This is a genomic window from Planctomyces sp. SH-PL62, from assembly GCF_001610895.1.
Classification (GTDB): domain Bacteria; phylum Planctomycetota; class Planctomycetia; order Isosphaerales; family Isosphaeraceae; genus Paludisphaera.
The window spans coordinates 1455630-1480498 of the sequence record NZ_CP011273.1; the positions used below are offsets into that span (position 1 = coordinate 1455630).

Annotated in this window: 20 protein-coding genes; 13 read left to right on the forward strand and 7 right to left on the reverse strand. The window is 69.0% G+C overall.

All coding sequences use genetic code 11. The features are described from left to right. Nucleotides 1-34 precede the first annotated feature (34 nt). Nucleotides 35-724 carry a hypothetical protein gene (locus VT85_RS05700; protein ID WP_156512699.1) on the forward strand — a complete coding sequence of 230 codons (690 nt, stop codon included), beginning with the start codon at nt 35-37 and terminating at the stop codon, nt 722-724. 120 nt (nt 725-844) lie between these two features. On the opposite strand, the gene VT85_RS05705 is transcribed toward VT85_RS05700, so the two are convergent. Beyond that, nucleotides 845-1339, reverse strand: coding sequence for a hypothetical protein (locus VT85_RS05705; protein WP_068411810.1), 495 nt, complete (start codon nt 1337-1339; stop codon nt 845-847). Nucleotides 1340-1516: 177 nt separating this feature from the next. Here VT85_RS05705 and VT85_RS27390 point away from each other — a divergent pair, with 177 nt between their 5' ends. After that, nucleotides 1517-1675 carry a hypothetical protein gene (locus VT85_RS27390; RefSeq protein ID WP_156512700.1) on the forward strand — a complete coding sequence of 53 codons (159 nt, stop codon included), beginning with the start codon at nt 1517-1519 and terminating at the stop codon, nt 1673-1675. Nucleotides 1676-1730: 55 nt separating this feature from the next. Here VT85_RS27390 and VT85_RS05710 read toward each other — a convergent pair whose 3' ends face one another. Beyond that, a complete protein-coding gene (locus VT85_RS05710; RefSeq protein WP_068411814.1) occupies nt 1731-4010 on the reverse strand; it encodes a S9 family peptidase in 2280 nt (759 codons plus the stop codon). A 143-nt stretch (nt 4011-4153) separates the two neighbouring features. Between VT85_RS05710 and VT85_RS05715 the strand changes: the two genes are divergently transcribed. The 3 genes from VT85_RS05715 (at nt 4154) to VT85_RS05725 (ending at nt 7613) form a co-directional block, all read left to right on the forward strand. After that, nucleotides 4154-5062 (forward strand): dihydrodipicolinate synthase family protein, encoded by a 909-nt coding sequence (locus VT85_RS05715; RefSeq protein ID WP_068411817.1) that lies wholly within the window; start codon nt 4154-4156, stop codon nt 5060-5062. A 353-nt stretch (nt 5063-5415) separates the two neighbouring features. Beyond that, nucleotides 5416-6372: a 4-hydroxyproline epimerase gene (locus VT85_RS05720; RefSeq protein WP_231871459.1), complete on the forward strand. Its 957-nt coding sequence runs from the start codon at nt 5416-5418 to the stop codon at nt 6370-6372. Then, complete coding sequence (locus tag VT85_RS05725; protein ID WP_068411820.1) at nt 6369-7613, forward strand: NAD(P)/FAD-dependent oxidoreductase; 1245 nt, start codon at nt 6369-6371, stop codon at nt 7611-7613. The genes VT85_RS05720 and VT85_RS05725 overlap by 4 nt, the downstream gene beginning before the upstream one ends. A 24-nt stretch (nt 7614-7637) precedes the next feature. On the opposite strand, the gene VT85_RS05730 is transcribed toward VT85_RS05725, so the two are convergent. Further along, the gene (locus VT85_RS05730) at nt 7638-8420 is read right to left on the reverse strand and encodes a class I SAM-dependent methyltransferase (RefSeq protein ID WP_068411824.1); all 783 of its coding nucleotides are present in this window, start codon (nt 8418-8420) and stop codon (nt 7638-7640) included. 121 nt (nt 8421-8541) lie between these two features. After that, nucleotides 8542-9030 carry a Cys-tRNA(Pro) deacylase gene (gene ybaK, locus VT85_RS05735; RefSeq protein ID WP_068411827.1) on the reverse strand — a complete coding sequence of 163 codons (489 nt, stop codon included), beginning with the start codon at nt 9028-9030 and terminating at the stop codon, nt 8542-8544. A 173-nt stretch (nt 9031-9203) separates the two neighbouring features. Here ybaK and VT85_RS05740 point away from each other — a divergent pair, with 173 nt between their 5' ends. Beyond that, nucleotides 9204-9476, forward strand: coding sequence for a hypothetical protein (locus VT85_RS05740; RefSeq protein ID WP_068411830.1), 273 nt, complete (start codon nt 9204-9206; stop codon nt 9474-9476). 97 nt (nt 9477-9573) lie between these two features. Here VT85_RS05740 and VT85_RS05745 read toward each other — a convergent pair whose 3' ends face one another. Beyond that, nucleotides 9574-10743, reverse strand: coding sequence for a hypothetical protein (locus VT85_RS05745; protein ID WP_156512701.1), 1170 nt, complete (start codon nt 10741-10743; stop codon nt 9574-9576). 726 nt (nt 10744-11469) lie between these two features. Between VT85_RS05745 and VT85_RS05750 the strand changes: the two genes are divergently transcribed. Continuing rightward, the gene (locus VT85_RS05750) at nt 11470-13038 is read left to right on the forward strand and encodes a hypothetical protein (RefSeq protein ID WP_068411837.1); all 1569 of its coding nucleotides are present in this window, start codon (nt 11470-11472) and stop codon (nt 13036-13038) included. A 66-nt stretch (nt 13039-13104) separates the two neighbouring features. Here the strand turns inward: VT85_RS05750 and VT85_RS05755 are convergent, their stop codons facing one another. Further along, complete coding sequence (locus tag VT85_RS05755; protein ID WP_068411840.1) at nt 13105-14118, reverse strand: threonine/serine dehydratase; 1014 nt, start codon at nt 14116-14118, stop codon at nt 13105-13107. A gap of 425 nt (nt 14119-14543) precedes the next feature. On the opposite strand from VT85_RS05755, the gene VT85_RS05760 reads away from it, so the two are divergent. The 4 genes from VT85_RS05760 (at nt 14544) to VT85_RS05775 (ending at nt 20505) form a co-directional block, all read left to right on the forward strand. Then, nucleotides 14544-17432 (forward strand): hypothetical protein, encoded by a 2889-nt coding sequence (locus VT85_RS05760; protein WP_068411843.1) that lies wholly within the window; start codon nt 14544-14546, stop codon nt 17430-17432. Nucleotides 17433-17546: 114 nt separating this feature from the next. Then, on the forward strand, nt 17547-18314 hold the full coding sequence (locus VT85_RS05765) for a PspA/IM30 family protein (protein ID WP_068411846.1): 768 nt from the start codon (nt 17547-17549) through the stop codon (nt 18312-18314). Between the two features lie 60 nt (nt 18315-18374). Further along, complete coding sequence (locus VT85_RS05770) at nt 18375-20180, forward strand: ATP-binding protein (protein ID WP_068411850.1); 1806 nt, start codon at nt 18375-18377, stop codon at nt 20178-20180. Nucleotides 20181-20199: 19 nt separating this feature from the next. Further along, complete coding sequence (locus VT85_RS05775; RefSeq protein ID WP_068411853.1) at nt 20200-20505, forward strand: hypothetical protein; 306 nt, start codon at nt 20200-20202, stop codon at nt 20503-20505. Between the two features lie 48 nt (nt 20506-20553). On the opposite strand, the gene VT85_RS05780 is transcribed toward VT85_RS05775, so the two are convergent. Next, nucleotides 20554-22524 carry an alpha/beta hydrolase-fold protein gene (locus VT85_RS05780; RefSeq protein WP_068411856.1) on the reverse strand — a complete coding sequence of 657 codons (1971 nt, stop codon included), beginning with the start codon at nt 22522-22524 and terminating at the stop codon, nt 20554-20556. A gap of 571 nt (nt 22525-23095) precedes the next feature. Between VT85_RS05780 and VT85_RS05785 the strand changes: the two genes are divergently transcribed. Then, nucleotides 23096-23422: a cupin domain-containing protein gene (locus VT85_RS05785; RefSeq protein WP_068411858.1), complete on the forward strand. Its 327-nt coding sequence runs from the start codon at nt 23096-23098 to the stop codon at nt 23420-23422. 207 nt (nt 23423-23629) lie between these two features. Then, entirely contained in the window at nt 23630-24550 is a 921-nt protein-coding gene (locus VT85_RS05790; RefSeq protein ID WP_082858387.1) for a heme-binding protein, read from the forward strand. The last annotated feature ends 319 nt before the right edge of the window (nt 24551-24869 follow it).

Consider the following 24869-nt stretch of genomic DNA (forward strand, 5'->3'; position numbering starts at 1 on the left):
CGATGACGACCCGATGGAATCGAGGGCCCGACCGATGAGTTCCACCCTGCTGTCTCGGGCGGACGTCGTGCTGCGCGAAGGGACGCCTCGCGTGCCGGGGAATCCCCCCGTCTCGGCCGTCTCGTGGCGGTCGCGGCTGGCGATCCTGGTCGCCTTCGGCGTGGTCTACGGCGCGGTCATGGGGTCGTACGGCGAGCCGCTGGCGGGTCGGCCCTTGCAGATGCTGTACTCGGCGCTCAAGGTCCCGCTCTTGCTCACGGCCACGTTCGCGATCGGCCTGCCGACGTTCTTCGTCCTGAACACCCTGTTCGGGCTGCGGGACGACTTCCCGCGCGTGGTCGCCGCGCTGTCGTCGACGCAGGCGGGCCTGACGGTGATCCTGGCCTCGCTCGCGCCCGTCACGGCGTTCGTGTACGCCTCGGGGATCGGCTACCATCCCGCGATCCTGCTGAACGGCCTGATGTTCGCCACCGCGAGCTTCGGGGCGCAGGTGATCCTGCGGCGGGCCTACCGCGAGCTGATCGCTCGGAACCCCCTGCACGGGCTGATGCTCCGGGCCTGGCTGGTCCTCTACGTCTTCGTCGGCGTCCAGATGGGCTGGATCCTCCGTCCGTTCATCGGCGATCCCAGGCAGCCGACCCAGTTCTTTCGCGAGGAAGGCCTGAGCAACGCCTACATGGTCGTGATCGAAATGATCTGGGGCGTCCTCCTCAGAGCGAGCTGAGGAGTCTCGACGAAAGTACCTCTTCTCTGGAGGTTTACCGCCGACTCCGACAGTTCTTCGCAGGCATCCTCCTGGGAACTGTGACTTGGATCCGGTCATGAGCCGATGCTGAGACTTCCTTCAATCGATCGCCATGACGATCAAAGCCACCTCGCCCGCGACGCGTGAAATCGCCACCAGCTCGCGGAATTCCTCCAGAATGCCCGCTAGTTCGTGCTCGGCGTTCTCGACGGGGCGTAGCTGGTAGCATGCCGCACCATGAAGTCGGGGCAGGACCAACGATTCGATCTCTTGGAGCAGCTCGGGGGCGGGCGGCGACTGATACAGGTTGCTGAACTCGTCTACAACGGCTCGAGCCGCCGTGGGGCTTATGCTCTCGAAGTCGCCGGGCGTGATCTCGGCGACCCGATACGGCCCATGGATCGTCTCGGAGCGGCTCAGGTGCGGGTCGTCTGAGATGTACGTGTCCCGGTAATGGGGGCTATTGAGGAGCGAGTCGAGGACCGACTCTCCTTCCCCCACGCCGTCCCAGGCGAAGCGTTTGACGTCGATCCAGCGAAACGAATCGTCGTAGAATCGCACCAGCGCGTGCTCGGGTTCATTCAGAACGATCACCGGCCCCGTCCCCCTCTCCGTACGACAGAACCGCCTTGAGATCCTTCCGGATCGACCCTCCGGGCGTCGACCTCCGCGATCGATACGACCACAAGATGCGCCGGGACGTGCTCGCCCGCGACCTCGACGACCAGATGAGCGTCGAGGCCGCCCGCGCCTCGCTGGACGAGCCACCACGTGGGTTGGACCAACCGGCGGCTGGGGTTTCTGGAGAAGGATCGCTACAAGTGGAGGCGTCGCCGGATGCTGGTCCGGTTCGTGATCCCGGCTTCGGAGATCCGACGGACGACGTCAAAGCGGCATGAAATCAAGTCTTCGGACTGTCAGGTTCGGTGAGAGCCATCGTCATCTTGGCGAGCTCTCTCTAATAAGAGGAGACGCCCCGGGCCGGTCATCGTCCGCGAGGCTCGACGCCGAGCAGGTGTCGGACGAAGAAGTCGCGACGCCGGCGCTGGCCGTAAGGGCTCTCCCCCACGCCGTGGTCCGCCCCGGGGAAGACGACGAGGTCGAAGTCCTTGTCGGCCTTGATGAGGGCGTCGACGACCTGCAGGGTGGAGGCGGGGTCGACGTTGCGGTCGAGCTCGCCGACGGTTAAAAGCAGCTTGCCGGTCAGCTTGGACGCCAGAGTGACATTGGATTGCTCGGCGTAGTGAGGGCCGATGGGCCATCCCATCCACTGTTCGTTCCACCAGATCTTGTCCATGCGGTTGTCGTGGCAGCCGCAGTCGGCCACGCCCACCTTGTAGAAGTCGCCGTGGGTCAGGAGGCCCGCCAGCGCGCTCTGGCCGCCGGCCGATCCGCCGTAGATCCCCACCCGGGTCAGGTCCATCGCCGGGTCCTTCTCGGCGGCTGCCTTCATCCAGAGGATGCGGTCGGGGAAGCCCGAGTCCAGCAGGTTCTTCCAGCAGACGTCGTGGAACGCCTTGGACCGATCATTGGTCCCCATGCCGTCGATCTGCACCACGATGAACCCCAGCTCGGCGAGCGCCTGGTGGGGATGGAACGGGGCGAACCGCCTGGGGACGAACGAGCCGTGGGGGCCGGCGTAGATGTTCTCGATCACCGGATACTTGCCGTCCGGCTTGTAATCGCGGGGCCGGAACACGACGCCGTGGATGTCGGTCTTCCCGTCGCGGCCCTTGGCGACGAACCGCTGCGGCGGCTTCCAGCCGGTCGCTTCCAGGCGCGAGGTATCGGCGCGCTCCAACTCGCAGGCGAGGCTCCCATCCCTCGTTCTCCGAAGCTCGACCACCGGCGGCAGGTCGACCCGCGAGTAGGTGTCGAGGTAGAACTCGCGATCGGGCGAGAATTCGATCTCGTGCGTGCCGTCCCCCGAAGTCAGGTGGACGAGGCCGGAGCCGTCGAAATTCACGCGGGCGAAGTGGACGTGGTACGGGTCCTGATCGGGATGGATCCCCCCGGCGCGGAGCCAGACCTGGCGTTTCTCCTCGTCGACGCGGTCGACCCCCCTCACGACCCACGGCCCGCTGGTGATCGGATTCTTGACGCGGCCGTCCTTCAGGTCGATCAGGTACAGGTGGTTCCAGCCGTCGCGCTCGGACATCCAGATCAGCTCGGCCGGGCCTTCCAGGCGACGTTCGAACAGCTTGGAGGAGTAGCAGAAGAACGTGTCGGGCCGTTCGTCGACGATCGCGCGGGCCTTGCCCGTCGCGGCCTCGACCGCGATCAGCCGCATGACCTGATGACCGCGCTGGTTGTACAGGAACGTGAACCGGGAGGAATCCGGCTCCCAACGGAAGGCGTCCACGCTCCAGGGGATCGGCGTCAGGTCGGGGTCGATCGGGATTTCCTTGCGGGCCTCGACGTCGAACAGGTGGAGCCGGGGGACGGGGATCTGGTCGCCGGGCTTGAGATAATCGTGCGTGACCAGCCGGGGCTGGAGCTGGTCTTTGGGGGCCGACTCGACCATGTGGACCTTGTGGTCCGACCCCCTGGCGGTCCGGATCGCGACGAACCGCTTCGAATCGGGCGACCAGAAGACGCCGCGCTCGTAGGCGTCGACGTCGGAGCCCTCGAAGCTGAGTGGAGTCTCCTCGCCGCCGGACTTCGTGCGAAGGATCAGGTCGTGGTCGCGGACGTCGATCGAGAACCGGCCGTCCGGCGAATCCTCGCCCCTCGGCGATTCCGGCGTCCCCTCGTCCGGACGGCGGCGGCGCTCGTGGTCGGGGGGCTTCGATTCGGCGGGCGCGCCCGGCTTCGGGGCCTCGGTCAGCTCGCCGGCCGCGTCGAAGCGGTACGACTTGCCTTCGAAGCCGAAGCGGGCCGCTCCGTCGTCGTCCACCGTGAAATCGTCGAGGGCCAAACGGGACGCCTCGATCGTCTTGCCCGCCTTGTCCGTCAGGGCCGTCGCGAGCCTGGCGTGGTCGAAGGCGGGCTTGCGCTCGCCCTTCTCGGCGTCGACGAACATGTACTCGCGGGCGTCGTCCGGCAGGTCGTTCCGATACCAGAACCGCCGTCCTTCCGGCAGCCAGACGGGGTGGACCTTCGCCTTGAAGACCGTGTTTCGGGTCGTCTCCTGGAGGGCGTCGGCGCGGTCGTACGCGGCCTGGGAGCCCTCGTCGCCCGCCCTGGCGTAGCCGAGCGACGCGGACGAGCCGGTGAGGAAAACGGCGGCGAGCAGCCAACCACGAGGGGTTCGATCTGGATGCATGTTTCGATCCCGACTCCAGCGCCTTGCGATTCACGATCCTCGACCGGTAGGCGATCGAACGAACCCCGATTCGTGGATATTATGACGTGGATCGAGCGTCCGAGGAACAGGTCCGCAGTCCGGCTGAGCGGAGGGGAGAGAGGATGACGATCGCATGGCGGGGCGTCTTCGCCGCGGCGACGACGCAGTTTCATTCCGATCAGTCGCTGAATTTGAAGGGGACCCTGGCCCACGTCGACCGGATGATCGACGACGGGCTCCACGGCCTGATCATGCTGGGGACGGTCGGCGAGAATTGCTCGCTGGAGTACCCGGAGAAGCTGGAAGTGCTCCGGGCGACCGTCGATCACGTCGATGGGCGCCTGCCCGTCCTCACGGGGGTCTCCGAGTATACGACGAAGCTCGCGAGCCGGTACGCGACCGACGCCAAGGAGATCGGCGTCGACGGCCTGATGCTCCTGCCGCCGATGGTTTACAAGACCGCTCCGGAGGAGACGATCGCCCATTTTCAAAGGGTCGCGGCCGCCACCGACCTGCCGATCATGGCGTATAACAATCCGCCGACCTACGGGGTCGATATCACGCCGTCGATGTTCCAGGAGCTGGCCGAGACGCCGACGATCGTCGCCATCAAGGAATCCTCCGGAGACGTGCGCCGGATCACGGATCTGAAGAACGCCTGCGGCGACCGCTACACGCTATTCGCCGGCATCGACGACCTGGTGCTGGAGAGCCTGATGCTGGGGGCGACCGGCTGGGTCTCGGGCCTGGTCAACGCGTTCCCGGCCGAGAATCGGCTGCTCTGGGACCTGGCCGAAGCGGGCCGATGGGACGAGGCGGTCGCGGTCTACCGCTGGTACATGCCCCTGCTGCACCTGGACACCGACCCCAAGCTCATCCAGTACATCAAGCTCGCCGTGCAGGAATGCGGCTACGGGCTGGAAACCGTCCGCGAGCCTCGGCTGCCGCTCACGGGTGAGGAGCGGGAACGGGTCCTGGCGATCATCCGCAAAGGGATCGCCGATCGCCCCAGGAAGTCCGCCACGGCCTGACGCGAGAAGATAAAGCCGGCCGTCATCACGTCCTTCCCCCCTCGCGGGGGAAGGTGGCCCGTAGGGCCGGATGAGGGGCTGACGAGCACGAAAACCGAAGGCGCTTCAAGCGGCCGGACTGCGAACCCCGACGGCTCCCCGGCTCGTCACCCCCTCATCTGACCCCTGCGGGGTCTGTCTTCCCCCGCGAGGGGGGAAGACCGTGATGGAGCACGAGAACCGTCGGCGTAAACTCGGACCGGACTGCGAACTCCGACGGCACCCATGCTGGTCTCCCCCCGCGAGGGGGGAAGGCCGTCGTGACGAAAGACTCCAGACTCCGTGACGGTCAGGAAAACAGGGGACGGTGGTCCATGCCCGAGGTCGCGATGCGTCGAATCCAGGTGATCGATTCCCACACCGGCGGCGAGCCGACCCGCGTGGTCGTCGCCGGCGGGCCCGACCTCGGCCGGGGTAGGATGGCCGATCGGCTGGCCCTCTTTCGCGAGCGATACGACGACTTCCGTTCCTGCGTGGTGAACGAGCCGCGCGGGTCGGACGTCGTCGTCGGCGCCCTGCTTTGCGAGCCGACGAAGCCCGAATCGGCCGCCGGGGTGATCTACTTCAACAACGTCGGCTTCATCGGCATGTGCGGCCACGGCACCATCGGCCTGGGGACGACCCTCGCCCACCTGGGCCGGATCGGGCCGGGCGTGCATCGCGTCGAGACCCCGGTCGGCGACGTGACGATGGAGCTGGAAGCTGACGGCTCGGTCGCCGTCGAGAACGTCGTCAGCCGACGCGCGCGGAAGGGGGTCGAGGTCGACGTGCCGGGCCTGGGCCGCGTCACGGGCGACGTCGCGTGGGGGGGCAACTGGTTCTTCCTCGTCGAGGATCACGGCGAGCGGATCGACGTGGGGAACGTCGAGCGCCTGACGGACATCTCCTGGCGCATCCGGCAGGCGCTGGAGGCGCAGGGAGTGCGGGGGGACGACGGCGGCGAGATCGACCACGTCGAGTTGTTCGGGCCCCCTTCGAGTCCATCGGCCGCCGACGCCCGCAACTTCGTGCTGTGCCCCGGTAAGGCGTACGACCGATCGCCCTGCGGGACCGGCACGAGCGCCAAGCTGGCCTGTCTCGTGGCCGACGGCAAGCTCGCCGAGGGTCGCGTGTGGCGGCAGGAGAGCGTCGTAGGGAGCGTCTTCGAAGGCTCCGCGCGGATCGTCGAGGGGGGCGTGCGACCCCGGATTCGCGGCACGGCCTACGTCACGGCCGAGTCGACCTTGCTGGTCGATTCCCGCGATCCTTTCGCTTCGGGGATCCGACGATGAGCCGGCACGTGGCGATCATCGGCGGCGGGGTCGTGGGGACCTCGTGCGCGTATTACTTGAAACAGTCCGGCTGGGACGTCACGGTCATCGACCGCGGGACGATCGGCGGCGGCAGTTCGGCGGCGAACTGCGGCTACGTCTGCCCGAGCCACGTCCTCCCGCTCACCGAGCCGGGCGCGGTCGCCGAGGGCCTGGCCTCCCTCTTCCACAAGAACGCGGCGTTCAGGATCAAACCCCGACTCGACCCAGCCCTCTGGTCGTGGCTCTACCACTTCGCCCGCCGCTGCAACGAGCGCGACATGCTGGCGGCGGCTCACGGCATCCAGCCCCTCCTGGATTCGTCGAGGACCCTGTACGACGCCCTGATACGCGACGAGCGGCTCGATTGCGGTTGGCGCGAACGCGGCCTGCTCTTCGTCTACAAGGATCGCCGGAAGTTCGAAGCCTACGCCGCGACGGACGCGCGGCTCGCCGGGGAGTTCCACCGCCCGGCCGTGCGCTACGACGGCGAGGCCGTTCTCGACCTGGAGCCCGCGCTCCGGCCGGGCCTCGCCGGCGGCTGGCATTACCCCGACGACGCCCACCTACGACCGGACGCGCTGATGAAGGCGTGGCGGGCGAACGTCGAGGCCTCGGGCGGGGTCTTTCGCGAGTACTGCGCGTTCGAGGGCTTCGTCCGCCGCAGCGGCGAAGCCTCGGCGGTGCGGACGAATCAGGGCGAGATCGCGGCCGACGCCTTCGTCCTGGCCGCCGGGGCGTGGAGTCCGGCGCTCGGCGACGGCCTGGGCTGCAACATCCCGATCCAGCCCGGAAAGGGCTACAGCCTGACCATGCCCCGGCCCTCGATCTGCCCGGAGGTGCCGATGATCTTCCCGGAAACCCACGTGGCCGTCACCCCGTTCGAGGACGCCTACCGCCTGGGCTCGACGATGGAGTTCGCCGGTTATGACGAATCCATCGCCCCCGAACGGCTCCAGATCCTTCGCGACGGCACCGCGCCGTTCCTCTGCGAGCCGGAGGCCGAGCCGATCCTCCAGACCTGGTTCGGCTGGCGGCCGATGACCTACGACGGCCTCCCCATCATCGACCGCGCCCCGGCGATCGGGAACGTGATGATCGCCGCGGGCCACAACATGCTCGGCCTCTCCATGGCCACCGGCACCGGGAAGCTCGTCGCCGAGCTGCTCGACGGCCGCCCTCCTCACCTTGACCCGCAACCCTATCGGGCGACCCGGTTCTGAACCCGGGGCCGCCCGCCTCCCCGCTCAGACCGATGGCTTCCGGCCGACGAACACGGCGATGGGGAAGGTGAATCGGATCGCGCCGTCGACGAGGCGAGCGTTGACGCCAAGCTGGTCGACGCCCACGTCGTCGCGAAAGACCTCGCGGATCGATTCGCGAGCCTCGGCCGGCGATTCCGTGGCCGCGAGCAGCTCATCCAGCTTCACGTCGAGGCCGTAGAAGCGGGGTTCGGACGGCTCCAGCCCGGCCTTCGCGAACAGCGTTTCAAACTCCCCGAGGCCGACCGCCCGGACGTGCGAGGGGTCGCGGATCTTCTCGACTCGATCGTAGGCCTCCCCTTGCTCGGCGTCGCGGGAGTAGACGTCGACCACGACGACCCGACCGCCGGGGCGACAGACCCTCGCCATCTCGACGAGCGCCCTCGCGGGTTCCAGCAGGTGATGGAAGGCGTAGCGCGAGAAGACCAGCGAGAAGCTCGCGGGCTCGAACGGAAGGCTCGCGATGTCGCCGACGCGCCAGTCCAGGTTCGTCAGCCCCCTGGCCGCCTGGAGCCCGCGCGCCTGCTCGATCATGCCGGGAGTCAGGTCGAGGCCGGTCACGCGGCTCGCGTGCTCCGCGAAGTCGCACGCCACCAGGCCGGGCCCGCAGGCGACGTCCAGGACTTCGTCCGTCGGCGCCAGCTCGGCGGCCTCGCGGACCAGCCGCATCGCCTCCGCGTCGGAATGAGGCGCGTACCGAGCGAAGGGCTCGGCCTGGGCGGTGAACTGCTCCACGATCAATTGCTTCTGCCGTTCGGAATCGCTCAACGTTATCTCCTGGCTCGATCGGGACGGGCCGCCCCCGCGAACGGGAGGCCCTGGGGCGGCTGACCTTCGTCCTTCGGAGGGAGGGGCGACCGTCGAGGTTCGGACGAACATCCCGCCCCGCTCAGCCCGTCCTGGGCTTGGCGATCGCCGCGACCCGGGCGGCGACGGCCCGGATATAGTCGCCGGGGGCCAGCAGGACCTGCACGCCCCGCACCCCGGCCGAGACCGAAATCAGGTCGAACAACTCGGCCGTCTCCTCCAGATAGACGGGGTACGCCTTCTTGCATCCCATCGCGGTGACGCCGCCCCGGATGTAGCCGGTCAGCGGCTCGACCTCCTTCAAGGGGACGGTGTCGATCTTCTTGTCGCCCGTCGCCTTCGCAAGCGCCTTGAGGTCCAGCTCGCAATCGGCCGGGACGACGGCGAGGCAGACGCCGTGCTTGTCGCCCCGCGCGACCAGCGTCTTGAAGACCTGCTCGGGGGGGAGGCCGATCTTCCTCGCGACCGATTCCGCCACCAGGTCCTCGGGGTCCACCTCGTAATCCCGGAGTTCATAAGGCGCCCCCAGCCGATCGAGCAGCCGCACGGCGTTGGTCTTCGCGATCGCCACCCCATCCTCCTTCGACGAACCGGAACCCCCGTCGATCCCAAGGCTTGTGAGCTTACCGACGGAGCCCCCGCGATCCAACCGCGCGTTCTTACGAAGTGTGTGGCACGTCGCGTCGTCCGATGCCCATCTACGGGGAGGATGGGGAAACGTCGGAAAGCTCAGGAGACTGGATAATGGGAACCGTCCTTGCTTACGCCCTGGTCATCGCCCTGATCCTCCCCTTGAGCGTGCTCCTCGCGACGTCCGAAGAGGGCCGCTCGACCTCGACCTATCGCGCCCCGGCGGCGGTGGCCCTGGCCCTGGGCGCGGTCTTCTTCGCGCTCGGCTACATCCACCCCGCCGACGCCTCCGGGGCCTGGCTCTTCCGGGCCTTCTACGGGTCCCTCTGCGTGATCACCGTAGCCGCCGCGAACCTGCTCGTCTGCCTCGAACGATCCCACGCGTGAACGGAGTCGGCGTCGGAACGGCGGGGCCTGGGGGTCAGGACGACCCCCGGCCCCGTTCTCGTTTCCCGACGTGGCCGGCGCCCTCTGCGAGCCGTCCTTACACGAGTCCCGGCGCGTGCGGGGCCGGGGCCTTGGGCGTCCGGGCGATGGCCCTGGGCGGGATCTCCTTCAGTTCTCGGAGGCCGTCGAGGGTCCACCTCCAGAGGCCGTACTGGACGTAATCCAGCCAGGCGTCGGTGGCGGCGAGGGACGCGACGACCTCGGCGGGGATCGCGTCGTTGAGCTTCTTCCTGACGCCGGAGTCGGTCAGGAGGTAGAGCCCGTCCTCGAGGAATCCGAGGAAGGCGCCTTGCTGGCCGATCGCGAGCATCACGGCGTTGCGGTCGTCGAGCTTCGCGAAGCCCGCCCCTTCGGACCAGCGCCAGACCCCGCCCCAGCCGAAGTCGATGGTCACGTCGCCCGACCGGGCGGCGATCGCCTCGGCGTCGTACGCGCTCAGCTTCTCCCAGGGACGCGCGGGCTCGAACAGCCGGCGCAGCCAGAGGCCGGCGGCGCCGAAATCCAGGTAGAACGAGCCGCCGACGCCCGAAACCGACTGCGGCCTCAGCGGCGATACGGCCCGATAGCCCGCGGACGGGTCCCAGCTTTTCAGGCCGGAATCGGGGAAGTCGACGAGGAGCGCGGCGTCGGAGGCGAAGAGCCGCGCCGGATCCTCGGCGTCGAGCTTCGCCCACCCGGCGGTCTGCTCCCAACTCCAGAGGCCGCGAGCCCCGTAGTCCAGGAAGAGGACGCCGCCGGCGAAGGCCATCGATTCGGGACCGACGTCGTTGAGCTTCCACCAGCCCCGGACCTCGTCCCAGCCCCAAACGCCGTGGGGACCGTAACCGACGTACGCGCCGCGGTCGGGAGTCGCGACGATCACCTCGGGGTTCGCGGCGTTGATCCGCCGCCAGCCTGAGACGTCGTCGTAGGTCCAGGTGCCGTCGGCGTCGTAGTCGAAGAACGTCAGGTCGCGCGGATCCGACCGCGCGAACGAGTGCGCCGACTCGTCGTTTCCCAGGCCGATCCGCGCGGAAACGGCACCCTGCGAGGCCGACTCCGCCCAGTCGACCCTCGCGAGCGAACCGGCCGGGGCGCTCCGCATCACGCCCGACACCTCGCGGATCGGCCCGGCCGGGAGAGGAGCCATCAGGAGTCGGGATTCCAGGAGCTGAGGAGCGAACGTCCAGGGGCGGACGCGTCGCGATCGACTCGAAGCAGGACGCATGGCGGTCTCCGCGAGGTGGATCGAGGGCAGCCGGCCGGCTCGAAGCCCGAGCGTCGCGGCGGTGCCCTCCTATTCGAGCGGACGCGATCCCCCGACCGCCAGCATCGAGTTCAAGAATCAGGGGGATTCCCCGAGACTCCTCGCTCAACTCCACGGAGTTCCGGCGGAGGACCTTCGGGAGCCACGAACCCGTGGACAGGCCGGGGATGCGGACGACGGCTCGGGACCGGCCCGACGCCGATCCACGGGTTCAGAGTCTGTCCCGGAAGTGTGCCGCGGTCCGATCGACGTCCTTCCCCCCCGGCGGGAGAAGGTGGCCCGCAGGGCCGGATGAGGGGGGGGCGAGCACGGAAGCCGTGGGCGTTCTCGAAAGCCCGTCCTGCGAATCCCGACGCTCGACTTGCTCGTCCCCCCCCTCATCTGACGCCTTCGGCGTCTGTCCTCCCCCGCCGGGGGGGAAGACCGTTCCAGCTCGCCTTTCCCCCCTATGGAACAGGCTCTCAGAGAACCCGTGGCCCCCCGATCGCCGACTCCCGGCCCCTTGAGGTGGTGGTGATAAGTGAGGAGTGTCGATTCCCCGGGAAGTTTTCGGCGCGAGGCTCGTCCCCCCTCACCCGTCGATCGCATCAAGAATTTCTGATTGGCTTGTCCGCCGAAAGTGGCGTAGGATGGCGGAGTCTCAAGGTCGCCGATATCCCGCCCTCTCCACGGGAAAGGACGAAAACGATGAGCACGGTGCGAACGCGTCGGGAGTTCTTCGGTAACGTCGGTCGCGGCATGTTGGTGGCGAGCGTCGGGCTCGGCACGGCGTTCGACATGGGGTTGACGCCCGCATGGGCCGACGACGGCGGGGAGAGGCGGATCTCCTTCGGAGGGCTGGAACCGCTCGTGGCCTTGATGCAGGAGACGTCCGCCGACCGCATCGTGCCGACGCTCGTCGAGAAGCTTCGCGGCGGGACCGATCTGAAGCAGCTTGTAGCCGCCGCCGCGCTGGCCAACGCGCGGACCTTCGGCGGCGAGGACTACATCGGCTTCCACACCCTGATGGCGCTCGCGCCCGCCTTGCACATGGCGGGCGAGCTGCCGGAAGGCCGCCGCGCGCTGCCCGTCCTCAAGGTCCTGCATCGCAATACGAACCGCATTCAGGAGCACGGCGGCCCCTCGTCCGAAGTGCTTCAGACCGTCCAGCCGAGCGTCCTCTCGGCCGGCCAGGAGCCGGGCGAGACCCTCCGAGACGCCGTGCGCCGCAGGGACCTCGACGGGGCCGAGCGCACCTTCGCCGCGATCGCCGCGGGCTCGCCGGACGAGGCGTTCAACAGCCTGCTCGTCGCCGTCGAGGACAACACCGAGGTCCACCGCGTCGTCCTGCCGTATCGCGCCTGGGAGCTGCTGGACGTCGTGGGCAAGGACCAGGCCCACACAATGCTGCGGCAGTCGGTCCGCTACTGCGTCAAGAGCGAGCGGACGCAGAATCACGGGGCGGTCAATGACGAGGTCCGCACCCTCCTGCCGCGGCTGTTCGACCAGCACCACCTGCCCCGGACGTCGCCGGGGACGAAGCGGCCCGGCGACGAGTGGGTCGCGTCGATGTGCCGGACGCTTTTCGATGCGAGCCCGGCGTCGGCCGCCGATGCGGTGGCCGCGGCGCTGGCCGAGGGGATCGATCCGGGCGACGTCGGCGAGGCGATCGCCCTGGCCGCGAATCAGCTCGTCCTCCGCGACGCCGGTCGTCCCGAGCGTTACGCCTCGCCGGGCAAGCCTCCGGGGAGCGTCCACGGCGATTCGATCGGCGTCCATGCGAGCGACGCGGTGAACGCCTGGCGGAACATGGCTCGGGTCGCGAACCCTCGCAACTCGGCCGCCTGCCTGATCCTCGCCGCATACGAGGTCGCCCGCGATCGCCAGGGACGCGACGCCGACTTCCACAAGTGGTCCCCCCGGCCGCTCGCCGAATACGTCGACGGCGTCACGACGGAGGATTCGAAGCGCCTGCTGGCCGAGACGGAATCGGCGATCCGGGCGAATCAGCAGGAGATCGCCTCGGCGATGGTGCACCGCTACGGCACGCTCGGCCACGACCCCGCGCCGGTCTTCGCGCTGATGCTCAAGTACGCCGTGAGCGAGGACGGTGCGCTGCACGCCGAGAAGTACTACAACACCGTCCGCGAGGAATTCGCCTCGACGCGCCCGGCCTTCCGCTGGCGGCAGCTCGTCGCCCTGGCACGCGTGACCGCCAGCGAGTGCGGCCGCCCCGCGCCGGGCGTCGCCCAGGCCGAGGAACTGCTCAAGGCCTGATTTCTCCGCCCTCGAAGCCGTTGGAGGGCGGGCCCAGGCCCTCCAACGGCCGCGTTCCGCCGCGACTTACAGCGGATCCACGTCGATCCAGGCCGCGAAGGAGGACTGGTCGACGTTTCGACCGCTCACCACGACGACCAGATCGCCTCGCCCCCCCAGGTCGATCCCCCCGGTCAACAAGGGGAGCAGGGCGATGGCCCCGGAAGGCTCGGTGCGCAGGCCGTGGTGATCGTACAGCCAGCGCATCGCCTGGCGGACCGCCTCGTCCGGGAACGCCAGCGATTGCGGGACGAGGCGCTGAAGGATCGGCCAGTTATGCTCGCCGACGTCGTACGAAAGCAGTCCGTCGCAGATGCTGGCCGGGCGCTCGAGCCGGACCCGCTTCCCCTCCGCGAGCGAACGGCGGAAGTCGTCGGCCTGATCGGGCTCGACGCCGACGATTTGGGCGTCGGGGTAGGCGTCGGCGATCCCCAGGGCGTGCCCGGCCATCAGCCCGCCCCCGCTGACGGGGCAGAAGAAGTGGGAGAGTTCACGCCCCTCACGCTTCAAGGAATGGACGATCTCCAGGGCTCCCACGCCGTTCCCTGCGATCACGTGGGGGTCGTCGTACGGAGACGCCTGGACGGCCCCCTCGACCTCGGAGATCTCGCGGGTCAGGCGATCCCGATCGCCCGTCAGGTGGTCGCGCGCGATGTCGTAGGTCCGGATCTCGGCCCCGAACGAGCGCGTGAGCTCGAATTTCACCCGGGGGGCGGTCTCCGGCATCACCACGATGACCTTTCGGCCGTAGCGCATCCCCGCGAAGGCGATCCCCGACGCGAAGTTGCCGGAGGAGTGGGCGGCGACGGGGCGATCTCCGAGTTCCTCCGCGTGGGCGTCCATCCAGTTCAACGCGCCCAGGAGCTTGAACGAGCCGCAGGGGGTCCAGCCGTAATCCTTCAACCACACCCGGCGCGATTCCGGCAGCCCGAGCTTCCGTTCCAGGGCGTAAGAGCGGATCAGCGGGACCGGCGACAGATGCCGTCGGATGACCGTTTCCGCGGCGTGCAGGTCGGCGACGGTCGTCAGGCGAACGGGCATGGCGGAGGCTTCCTTCCGGCTATCCCCACGGCCGCATCGATGCGGGAAGGGGCGGGGCCCCGAGCGACCCGCGCGGCGGCAGGCTCGATCGGGATTCGTGGTCGTTCCGAAATCGGGGCGGCACGAGATGCCGTCAGGCTCTCAACGCCCCGAAAAACGCATTGGAAGCGGATCGCCGCCCCATGTCCACGGAAAAATGACCCGGTGCGGGAGCCCGACGCGCGGACGGTCCTGGATTCGAGGCCCCCGGCGTTTCGTCGGCCCGAGAGCCTGATTCGAGAGCTTCCCAATCGGAGGCGCCTGCCCGGTTGAAGATCACGTGCCGGAGGGATACTCTGACTGGGTCCCCATCTCGGAACCGGGCCCTAGGAGCAAACCGCTCGCCCGTTCCGGGCCCCAACGACAGGTCATGTGGGCCGATTCCCATGGGCTCGATCGCTCCGACGACTCGCCGGCTGCTCTACCTCTCCTGGGCCCTGCTCGGGCCGTCGATGACGGGGGTCGGCCTCGCCGAGGACGCGACGCCGTTCCCGCACTTCAACGGCGATCACCTCTACGTCTCGGGGGTCCCCGACCGCTACGACCCGGTGCAGCGGACGATCCGGGATCTGGAGGCCCGGGCGCCGCAGAAGTACTACGTCGCCGTGGTCAAGTCGGCCGGGGAGGGCGACCGCGCCACTCGGACTTACGCCGAGCGGCTTCGCGACGAATGGCGCGAGCAGGCGGCGGCCCAGGGGCTTCCTCTGGACTTCGAACGCTCGCTGATCGTGGTGGCGGCGCTGGACAACCGCCAGGTCGTGACCCTGCCGGGGCCGACGCTCGTCGATCGATTCGGGCTGAGGGGTGAGACGATCGACGCGCGGATCGTCCAACCGAAGTTCGTCCCGCTCGCTCGCCAGGGAGACTATCCGGGGGCGCTCGCCGCCCTCCTGACCGGCGTGGACGAGTTCGTCGCCGCGCGAGCGACCGCGGCTTCGCCGACGGCGATCCCCCCCGCCGTCGTCCCGCTCCGAAAGGAGGTCGCGACGACGACGGCCCCCGCCGCGCCCGTCCCGGCGAGCGCGCCGGCGGGGCGCGACGCGGCCTGGGCGGTCGTCGGCTCGATCGTCGCGATCGGCCTCATCGTCGCGGGTTTGGTCTGGCTGGGGAGGCGTCGGGCCAGGGGGGCGTTCCGCGCCAAGTTCAAGAATTACAAGGAGAAGGCCGTCGCGATGATGGATCGGCTCGACGGCCTCAAGGCCCGGATCAAGTCGCTCCCCGTCGAGGACCCGGACTTCACCGAGCCGATGACCGGCGACACGCTGGCCCTCTATGAGAAGGTGCAGGAAGACCTCCGCCGCCTCTGGGACCGCTGGCTGGAGGTGATGGACGTCGTCGATCAGGCGGAAAAACACGCCGCGCGGGGGTCGTCGGCGCTGGCCAAGGCCGACGGGCTGGTCTCCGATGGGAAGGTTTTCGAGGAAGTCGAGCGGGGCGCCCAGGAATGCGCCGGGGTGATGGACCGTCTCAACGCCGCCCACGAGGAAGCTCGCGCGGCGGTCCAGGCGGTCGCCGAGGCCCAGGTCCGCACCGAGGAGGGAGTGGCGACCGTCCGCGCCGCCGGCCTGCCGACAGCCCCATATCAGCCCGAGATCCAGCGGATCGCCGAGCAGTCCGCGCGGGCCGGCGTCATCCTCGTCCCCGACCCCCTGGGGGCCCGATCCATCCTCGACCAGGCCCGGGAAGCGGCCGAGGCGCTCGTCGGGCGAGCCGCCGACGTGAAGGCTCGTCTGGAGGACGGGAAGCAGGTCCAGGCGGGGATCGCCGGGCTCCGCGACGAGGTGGCCGAACATCGCCGCAAGGGCCTGGGGCTGGCCGAGGAAGGGGGCGATCCCGACCCGTCCACGGCCCAGGCCGAGCAGGCGCTGGCCCGGATGCAGGCGGCGCTCGAGGCCGGCGACCCGACCCTGGCGGCCACCGAACTGACGGCGGCGCGGGGGCTGTTCGACCAGGCGCGGGGCGTGCTCGACGCCGTGCTCAAGGCCAGGGCGGCCTGCGAGCGCGGGCTCCCCGAAACTCGCCGCGAGACCCAGCGGCTGCGCGAGGCGGTGAGCCAGTACGCGGCTTTCGAGCAGGAGCTTCGCCGCGACTTCGCCCCGGGTTCCTGGCAGGGCGTGGCGGGTCATCTCCCCCAGGCCCGCACGCTCCTGGAGACGTTCGATCGCAAGGCCGACGAGGTGGAGCAGGCCGCCGATCCCAAGGTCCAGAACTATCTCCTCGGCGCCCGCCTCCTGGCCCGGTTGAACCAGGAGCAGAAGGCCGTGTTCCAACTGATGAACGGCGTCGGCGAACAGCTCGCGGGACTCAAGGCGGTCCGCGAGGAGGCGAAGAACCTCGCCCAGGAGATCGAGGCGCGGGACCGGGAGGTCGGCCGGTTCTTCGCGCAGTACGACCACGTCGTCGGCTCGCAGGCGAGGGAGAGCCTGGCGCATGCCTCCCGCGCCAGGGAGGAGGCGATCCGGGCGACCTCGACGCACCAGCCGGATTGGCCCTCGGCCCGACAGGCCCTGGCCGAGGCCCGCGAGGAATATGGGATCGCCCGTTCCCAGGCGCAGTCCGACCTGGACGTCTACCAGGTCCTGACCAACGAGTACGACGAGGCGCGAAACCACGCCTCGCGGGTGGAGGCGTTCCTCGCCGGGCATGGCGAGGACCGGCCCGCCGCCAACCAGCACTTCCGTCGCGCCGAGGAGATTTTGAACCTCGTCGGCAGCGACAGCACCCGCGTGGGCAACGAATGGCCCAGGCTGCTGGACCAGGTCCGGGGCGCACGCCGCGACCTGGACTACTCCGAGCGGCTTGCGCAGGAGGACCTCCGCCTGGCGCGCCGGGCCGAGTCCGAGATCGCCGAGGCCGCACGGACGCTCCGCGAAGGCCGCACCTACCTCTCGATGGGGGTGGCGCTGGACACCTCGCCGGCCGAGGCGCTGCTGACCCGGGCCCAGGGGCTCTACCACTCCCAGAATTACGAGCAGGCGATCGAGGCGGCCGGGGCGTCGCTCCAGCAGGTCCGCCAGGCCCACCAGACGGCCGTGCAGCAGGCCTACGCGAGGCAGATGCAGGTCGAGGCCGAGCAGCGACGCCGGGCGGTGGCGTTGCAAAGTTTCGGCATGGGAGCTGCAGGAGGAGCGGCGGGGGCGTTCGTCGCGAACGCCGCCTCCGCCGGCGAGCCGCCGCGCCCGCTGGCGGCGGGGCGCGAGGCGGGAGGCGACGCCCCGCAGTCGGAGGCTTCCTCAAGCTCCTGGTCGACCGAAGCCAGCGAATCCTCCTGGTGACCGCGCCCGCGGTCGAATCCGGCGGCGATCCGCCGAAGAATCGAGACGCTCGACCGAAGAGGATGCGAGACGGACAGGTTCCCCACCACTCCCTGACGAAGCACGGGTGACGCCATGATCCTCGGAAAGCTCTGGAACGCCATCGCCGCCCAGTTCAACAAGCTCGCCAACGCCGTCCGGGGCTACGACCCCATCGCCGAGATGCAGCTCGAATACGACCGCTCGGTGGAGCAGCTCAAGGAAGGTCGCGAGGGCCTGGCCCAGTACCGGGCGCTGGTGGAGCGGGTGCAGCGGCAGGTCGACAATCAGTCGAAGGTGGTCGCCACGCTGGAGGCCAAGGTCAAGGCGTTCCTCAACGCCGGCGACCGCGACGGGGCGGCGAAGTTCGCGCTCGACCTCCGACGCGCCAAGGAGGATATGGCCGAGAACGAGAAGCAGCTCAACCTCCACGAGCAGGCGTACCAGAACAATCTCCTGAAGATCAAACACGCGGTCGAGAAGCTGGAGTCGGTGAAGCACAAGATCACCAAGTATGACGCCGACCTCAAGATGAGCCGTGCCGAGGCCGAGCTGTCGCAGATCGCCACCCAGTTCAACTTCAACGTCACCACCGATTTCGGCCAGGCCGAGCAGATCATCCAGGACCAGATCGACAAGAACCGAGGCCGGGTCCGCGTGGCCGCCGACCTCTCGGGCGAGGGGGTGGAGGACATCAAGCGCGAGATGACGATCGAGAAGACCCTGGCCGAGGACGCGCTCCGGGAGTTCGAGAAGGAGAAGGGCCTGGCGACCCCCGAGACCGTGGGCGCCGGCCCGGCCGACAAGCAGCTCGGCCCCGCGACCCGGACCAAGCAGCTCGAGCCGCTCCCCGACCTCCCCTGATCCCGATCCCGGCGGCCGTCGCGAGGAGAGATCCAGGCTCCTTCATTGAGGCGTGATTTCGTGAGCATCGACCCCTCCACCGTGGAGACCGTCGCCCCGGCCCTGCTCGACGGGAAGGCCGCGACGATCGTCCCGGCCTGGTTCCCCGGCTGGGCCCGCGAGTTCGCCGAGCAGTTCTACGCCGGGGCGAGCTGCCTGTTCGTCCTCCACGGCAACGTCCACGACCTCGTCCCGCAGTCGGGCGAGGCGCCGATCTCCTACGGGACCGTGGCCGACTTCCTGACGTCCCAGCTCTTCGGGAACTGGGACGTCGTCCTGCGGCACGACCTCAGCCACGGCCTCCAGGTCTTCGCCGGCAGCGACGGCGACCGGCTGCGGAAGATGGTCGGGCGGCTTTCCGAGCGGATCGGCGAGCCCAAATCCTGGCCCCGCGACCCGGACGCGATCCTGGACCTCGTCGATCGGCTGATCCAGTCCAACCTCATGGAGACCGACCCCGCCAAGCGGCTCAGCCTGGCGATCGTCTTCGACCACGCGCAGTATCTCGCGCCTTCGAGCGAGCTGGCCCAGCTCGCGGGGCCGTTGGGCTCACGGCTGGTGCGGCTCCTCTCGTGGGCGCAGAACCCGTACATCAAGCGGAACAACATGGCGTTCTGCCTGATGTCCGACCAGCTCGCCGAGGTGAACGAGCGGTTGGTGGGGAGCCCGCACGTCTCGGCGCTGAACGTGCCGATGCCCGACGTCGCCCAGCGGCGGGCCTTCGCCGAGTGGTTCGACGGCCGGGACGGCAAGCTCGGCAACCTCACCGACTTCACCCCCGCGCAGCTCGCCGACCTGACCAGCGGGCTGAACCTCGTCAGCCTGGAGCGGCTGCTCGTCCTGGCCGAGCAGGCCCACGCCAAGCTCGACGCCCAGAGCCTCAAGAAGCTCAAGAAGGGGCTCATCGAACGCCAGGCCCGCGGGCTCGTCGAGTTCGTCGAGCCCGCCCAGACGATGGACGACTTCGTCGGCAACGAGGGGGTCAAGGAGCGGCTCATCGAGGATGCGAAGCTGCTGGCCAAGGGCCGGCTCGACGCCGCACCGATGGGGTACCTGATCTGCGGCCCGGTGGGGACGGGGAAGACGTATCTCGCGGAGTGCTTCGCGGGCTCGGTCGGCGTCCCCTGCGTCAAGCTCCGCAACTTCCGGTCGAAGTACGTCGGCGAGACCGAGGGGAACCTCGAACAGCTCCTTTCGGTGCTCCGCGCCATGGGGCCGGTCGTCGTGGTGATCGACGAGGCCGACGCGGCGCTCGGAACCCGGGAGGGAGGGGGGGACTCCGGCACGTCGAGCCGGGTCTTCTCGATGATCGCCGCCCAGATGGGCGACACCCGCTATCGCGGCAAGCTCATCTGGATGCTGCTGACCAGCCGGCCCGACCTCCTGCCGATCGACCTGAAACGCCAGGGGAGGGCGGAGGTCCACCTGCCGCTGTTCAACCCCCCCGACGACGACGAGGTCCGCGCGATGTTCCTCGCGATGGCCCGCAAGAACAAGTTCCGCCTCGAGCCCTCGCTGCTCCCCGAGGGGCTGGCGAAACGCGGGTACAGCGGGGCCGACATCGAGAGCATCGTCCTGTCGGCCAAGCGGCTCGCGCTGACCCAGAATCGCGAGCAGGCGACCGCCGAGGACCTGACGCACGCGCTCGACGACTTCGTCCCCTCGGCCCAGGGGCTGGAGAAGGAGAAGCAGGAGCTGGCCGCGGTCCTCGAATGCACCTCCAGGTCGTTCCTCCCGGACGAGTGGCGGGAGCGACTCAAGCAGCCCGACGCCCGAGCCAAACTCCAGGAACGGATGGCGGCCATCCGGCGCGTCATCGAAGAATAACCGAACGGAGAGAGACGTCATGTCGCACGCGAAGAAGCATCGCACCCCCTGGCTCGACGACGAGGGCGATTCGCCGATGGTCCACGAGTACGCCGCCCAGCTCGGCGGCTTCATGGACGCCATGGCCGACGGCAAGGTCGACAAGCACGAGCTCGAAGCCCAGGAGGCCCGCGTCGTCGCCCTCATGAAGGCGATCGAGCCCGAGCTCGACCCCGCGCTGCACGAGCAGGTCACGCGCCTGCTCTGCGAGCTTTCCGCCTATAACATCATGCACACCTTCCACAAGCTGCTCGAAGCGACTCCCAAGACGAAGTTCCGGGGCTGAGCCTCGGGGCTTCCGGTCGAGCCGCGACCCACGAGGGACCGGCTCGGCTCACTCCCAGCGCTCGTCGAAGAACCCTTCCGCTACCACCTCCTCCTGGGGGCCGATGCGGAAGACGGCGAAATCGGCGAGATGCGGGAAGAGCAGGGCGTTCGTCCCCCGGAACTCGCGGTCTCCGAAGGTGTGGCCGCCGTTGACGACCACGTAACGGAGCGGGTTGCGGGGATTGGCCTGGATCAGGACGGGGGCGTGGTCGGCGGCGGGGTGGGACTCGCCCCGGAGCTTCAACTCCGTCGCGTTCCAGGAGAGGCCGATCTCGGGCGCGAGGGCCTTGATCCAGGCGTTGGACCCGACATCGCCGAACAGGATCACGTTGTGGGTCTTGAAGTCCCCCTCGGTGACGTCCACGTCATCCTTGATGGGCAAGGCCCCGCGCATCCAGCGCCCCCACTCCTCGGCGAACCGCGAGAGCCGGGCCTCGGCCCAGGCGTGGACCAGGGCGTTTGCGGGCTCGCCGGTCCCCCGAACGCAGAGAAACGGCCCGGTGAAGGCGTCGTCGATCGGCCCCTGGACGCCGGGGTGCTTCTCGCGGCCTGCGTTCGCCTCGATTGCGCCCGCCTGCGCGGCGTCGAGCGGCTCCCAGCCGTCGGCCCCCTTGCGGAACAGGACGTCGGGGGACTCGCCGGCCGCATCCCGGAGCGGGAAATCCCGACCGTCCAGGCTTATCGTCGCGGCGGCGCGACGAGCCGCGGCGAGGACGACGACGTTCGCCGTCCGCACGGTCGCCCGATCGTCGATCAGGTCCGCGTCGAGCGTCGCGCGGGCGTAATGCTCGCCCAGCCGACGGATCTTGAGCCATCCGACCTGGGGATACTTGAGGGTGTAGGTGACGAACCGAATCCGGGAGGGGAGCGGGTCGACGCCCTTCGCGGCCCGATCGTCATGGAACGCCTTGAGGAGCTTCGCGCTCTCCTTGTCGACGGCGTGGCCCATCCCCTTTCCGACGATCCGCCGGAAGTCGACCCCCTCGGCGGTCGTCACCAAACCTTCCGTCTTCATGTCGATCCCCTGGGCCTGGAGGGCTTCGAGGATGTTCAGCGACGCCTGCGCCTGGGGATCGATCTCACCGCCATAGCCGGCGATCGGGACGTTGAAGGCGTTGCGGGCGTAATCGACCGCGTCGTAGATCGTCAGGAGCTTGCGCGTCGCCTCGGAGGGATCGCCGAGCCTGGCGTAGCGGATCGTCTCGGTGAAGCCCGCGCCCGCTTCCACGGAGGACCAGCGGCCGGGATGGTGGAGCCCCAGGTGCCAGGCGCCCGCGCCTCCCATGGAGAACCCCCGGAGGACGACCCGGCGGTCGTCGACCCGGTAGTTCCGGCGGACCGCGTCGACGGCCTCGAAGACGTCGGCCTCGCCGGCCCAGCGATACGCGTTGTTGCCGCGACCGTAGACGTGGAGGACGAGCCCGGCCTGGTCGGCCGGGGCGGGCTTGCCGTCGTGGGCGTCGAAGAACCGAACCTCGCTGAGCCGGGCGTCGCGCCCGTGGAGCACCACGTCCAGCCGGAACGGCCCCTCGCCGGCCGTCTTCGGCGGGACGATGACCGCATAGGGCTGCACCGAGCCGTCGACCCGCGACCGATAGCCCCGGACCACGCCCCCCTCTCCGTCGGACCAGGGGACCCGCCCCGCGCCGAGCGCCTCGGCCCGCTCGAGGCCCCGGCCGAGGACCTTCAGGGCGCGGGCCACGTCGCGAGCGTCGAAAAAGTCGTCGAACCGCAGCGCCCAGTCCGCCGCCTTGTGGGCGATCACGACGTCGGCCAGGGCGTCGTCCCCTCGCTCGCCATTTCGACCCGCGAGACCTTCCACGGCCCGACCCAGCTCCGCGGTCTTGTCCGCGATCGCCGCGCGCTCCGCCGCGGTCGGCCGATACGGACCCCCTTGTTTCGGAGTCTGCCAGGCCGAGGCCGTCCCCGAAAGAATCAGGATCGACGTCCAGACCGCCACGATCTCCGTCCGTCTCATCACGGTCGCTCACCTCGCCTGAAACGACTACTCGACAGGAAGTCCCGGCCCGAATGGCCCGCCGATTCTACCCCGGCAGGATCGGGAAATCCTGCGGTCTGTCGCCGATCCCGTCGCCCCGCCTGCCTCCCGCCGATGGCTTCGATTGGGTTCGTTCCGGCCAGCGAGACGCCACGTAGATTTGACGCAAAATATTAATCTAAATAAGCTTGCGAACATGATTCATCGCTCGAAGATTGGCTTTGTTCGGCGGTTCTGATGAGGAATCGAGAGAGGGATGCGCCGGCGACTCGCATCGGAAAATCGTTCGATCGAGACTTTCTCCACACTTTGATCATGGATCAGGAAAGCACGTCGCGGACGACATCCGATCCGGCCCGGCTCGACCGGCCGTGGGGCGGCGTCCCCGGCTGAGGGGGCCGCGCCACCCGGGCTCGCCGGCTTTGACAGGGGGGGTGGGGACCGGCAGAATATGGATGGTCCGCCAGGAGAGCGTCGACGAACAAGCTCTCGTCGCGAAAGGTCGCGGCGTGTTCCAGGGCCGGCGCGGGGGGATCGGAGGGGCATCACGATGAGCGCCGCGTATCTTCATATCGCCGACCTGTGCCGCGAGGCCCAGCCGCCCGAGAACGGCATCCTGAGCCGGACCATCTATCAGGATGATCGGATCAAGGCGGTCCTGTTCGGCTTCGCCGCCGGCCAGGAGCTTTCCGAGCACACGGCTTCGACGCCCGCGACGCTCCAGTTCCTCTCGGGCGAGGCGACCTTGCTCCTGGGCGAGGACGAGAAGCCGGCTGGGCCCGGGACGTTCGTGCAGATGGGCGCCGGCCTCAAGCACGCCATCCACGCGAAGACGCCGACCGTCATGTTGCTCTTGCTGCACAAGGATAAGGCCTGACATCCCGGTGCCGTCTCGGCCCCTTGACGACCGTCTCGGCCTCCCTACCATGTCTGCAAGGTCGGACGGCCTGGATGGCCCGCGACGGGCCGCGTCCCGGCTCGAAGCCGTGGGGGCCGAGGGGTCGGAACGGGACCGCGCCGACGGTCGGCCGGATCGCCTCGCTTCCCCCCCCGGAGTTCGACCGTCCTTCGGGAGGTGCCGGCGATGCGACTCCGCATGCGATGTCTGGTCCTGGCGATGGCCGCCGCGCTGGCCCCCTCGGCCGCGGTCTACGCGGACGACGAGCCGGTCGAAGGGGACCTGAAGGCCTTCCAGGGGACCTGGAACCCGGCATCGGACGGCGGCGAGGACCGAACCTACGTCTTCGAGGGGAACACCCTGAAGATCCAGGCTTCCTCGCGCTCATATACGATGGAGATCACCCTCGATCCCACCGCCAAGCCCGAGAAGACGGTGGATTTCCGGATCATCAAGGGGCCCGACGACGCCAGGGGGAAGACGTCGCGGGGGATTTACAAGCTCGATCCGGACGGCTCCCTGGTCCTCTGCTTCCGTCCTCGGGGTGAACGCCCCACCAAGTTCGAACAGGTGGGCTTCGAGCAGTTCCTGACGGTCCTGAAGCGAAAGGCCGAGACGGACGAGGCGGCCCTCGACGCCCCGCTCCCCGAGGGCTGGCCCGGCGTCACCCGGCCCGGCGAGATCGAGGTCAAGCACTACCCGGCCTACCGCTGCGCCGTGAACCGGGCCAAGGAGGCCCGCATGGGCGGCATGGGCGGGCTGTTCTGGCCGCTCTTCCTCCACATCACCCAGAAGAAGATCGCCATGACCGCGCCGGTGGTCATGAACTATGAGCCCAGGATGGCCGCCGACGCCGAGGCCGTGGGCGACGTCTCGATGGAGTTCCTCTATCGACGGCCGGACCAGGGCGAGAGCGGCCAGGGATTCGGCCCGGTCGAGGTCGAGGACCGGCCGGCGACGACCGTCGTCAGCCTCGGCCTTCAGGGGAGGACGGGCGAGGCCCGCTTCCGCGAGTCGATCCCCAGGCTTCGCGCCTGGCTCGATGAGCACAAGGCGGAGTGGACCGAGGCCGGCCCGCCGAGGATGCTCGGCTATCACGCCCGATGACCCCCGACGCCCGCCAGCGTTTCGAAGTCCAGATCCCCATCCGGCCCGCCGCGGAAGCCAGGTGACCGCGCCGATGCGACCGGTGCCGCGTTTTTTCGAGACTCCTCACTTCACTCCACAGAGTTCTGGCGGAAGACATTGGGGTGCCACGGGTTCCGCGAACCCGTGGACCGGCCGGGGATGCGGGCGACGGCTCGGGACCGGCCCGACGCCGATCCACGGGTTGGGAGAACCCGTGGCACCCCGATCGCCGTCGCCCGACCCCCTTGAGGTGGTGGTGTTAAGTGAGGAGTGTCCTTTTTTCCGGCCGTCACGGACT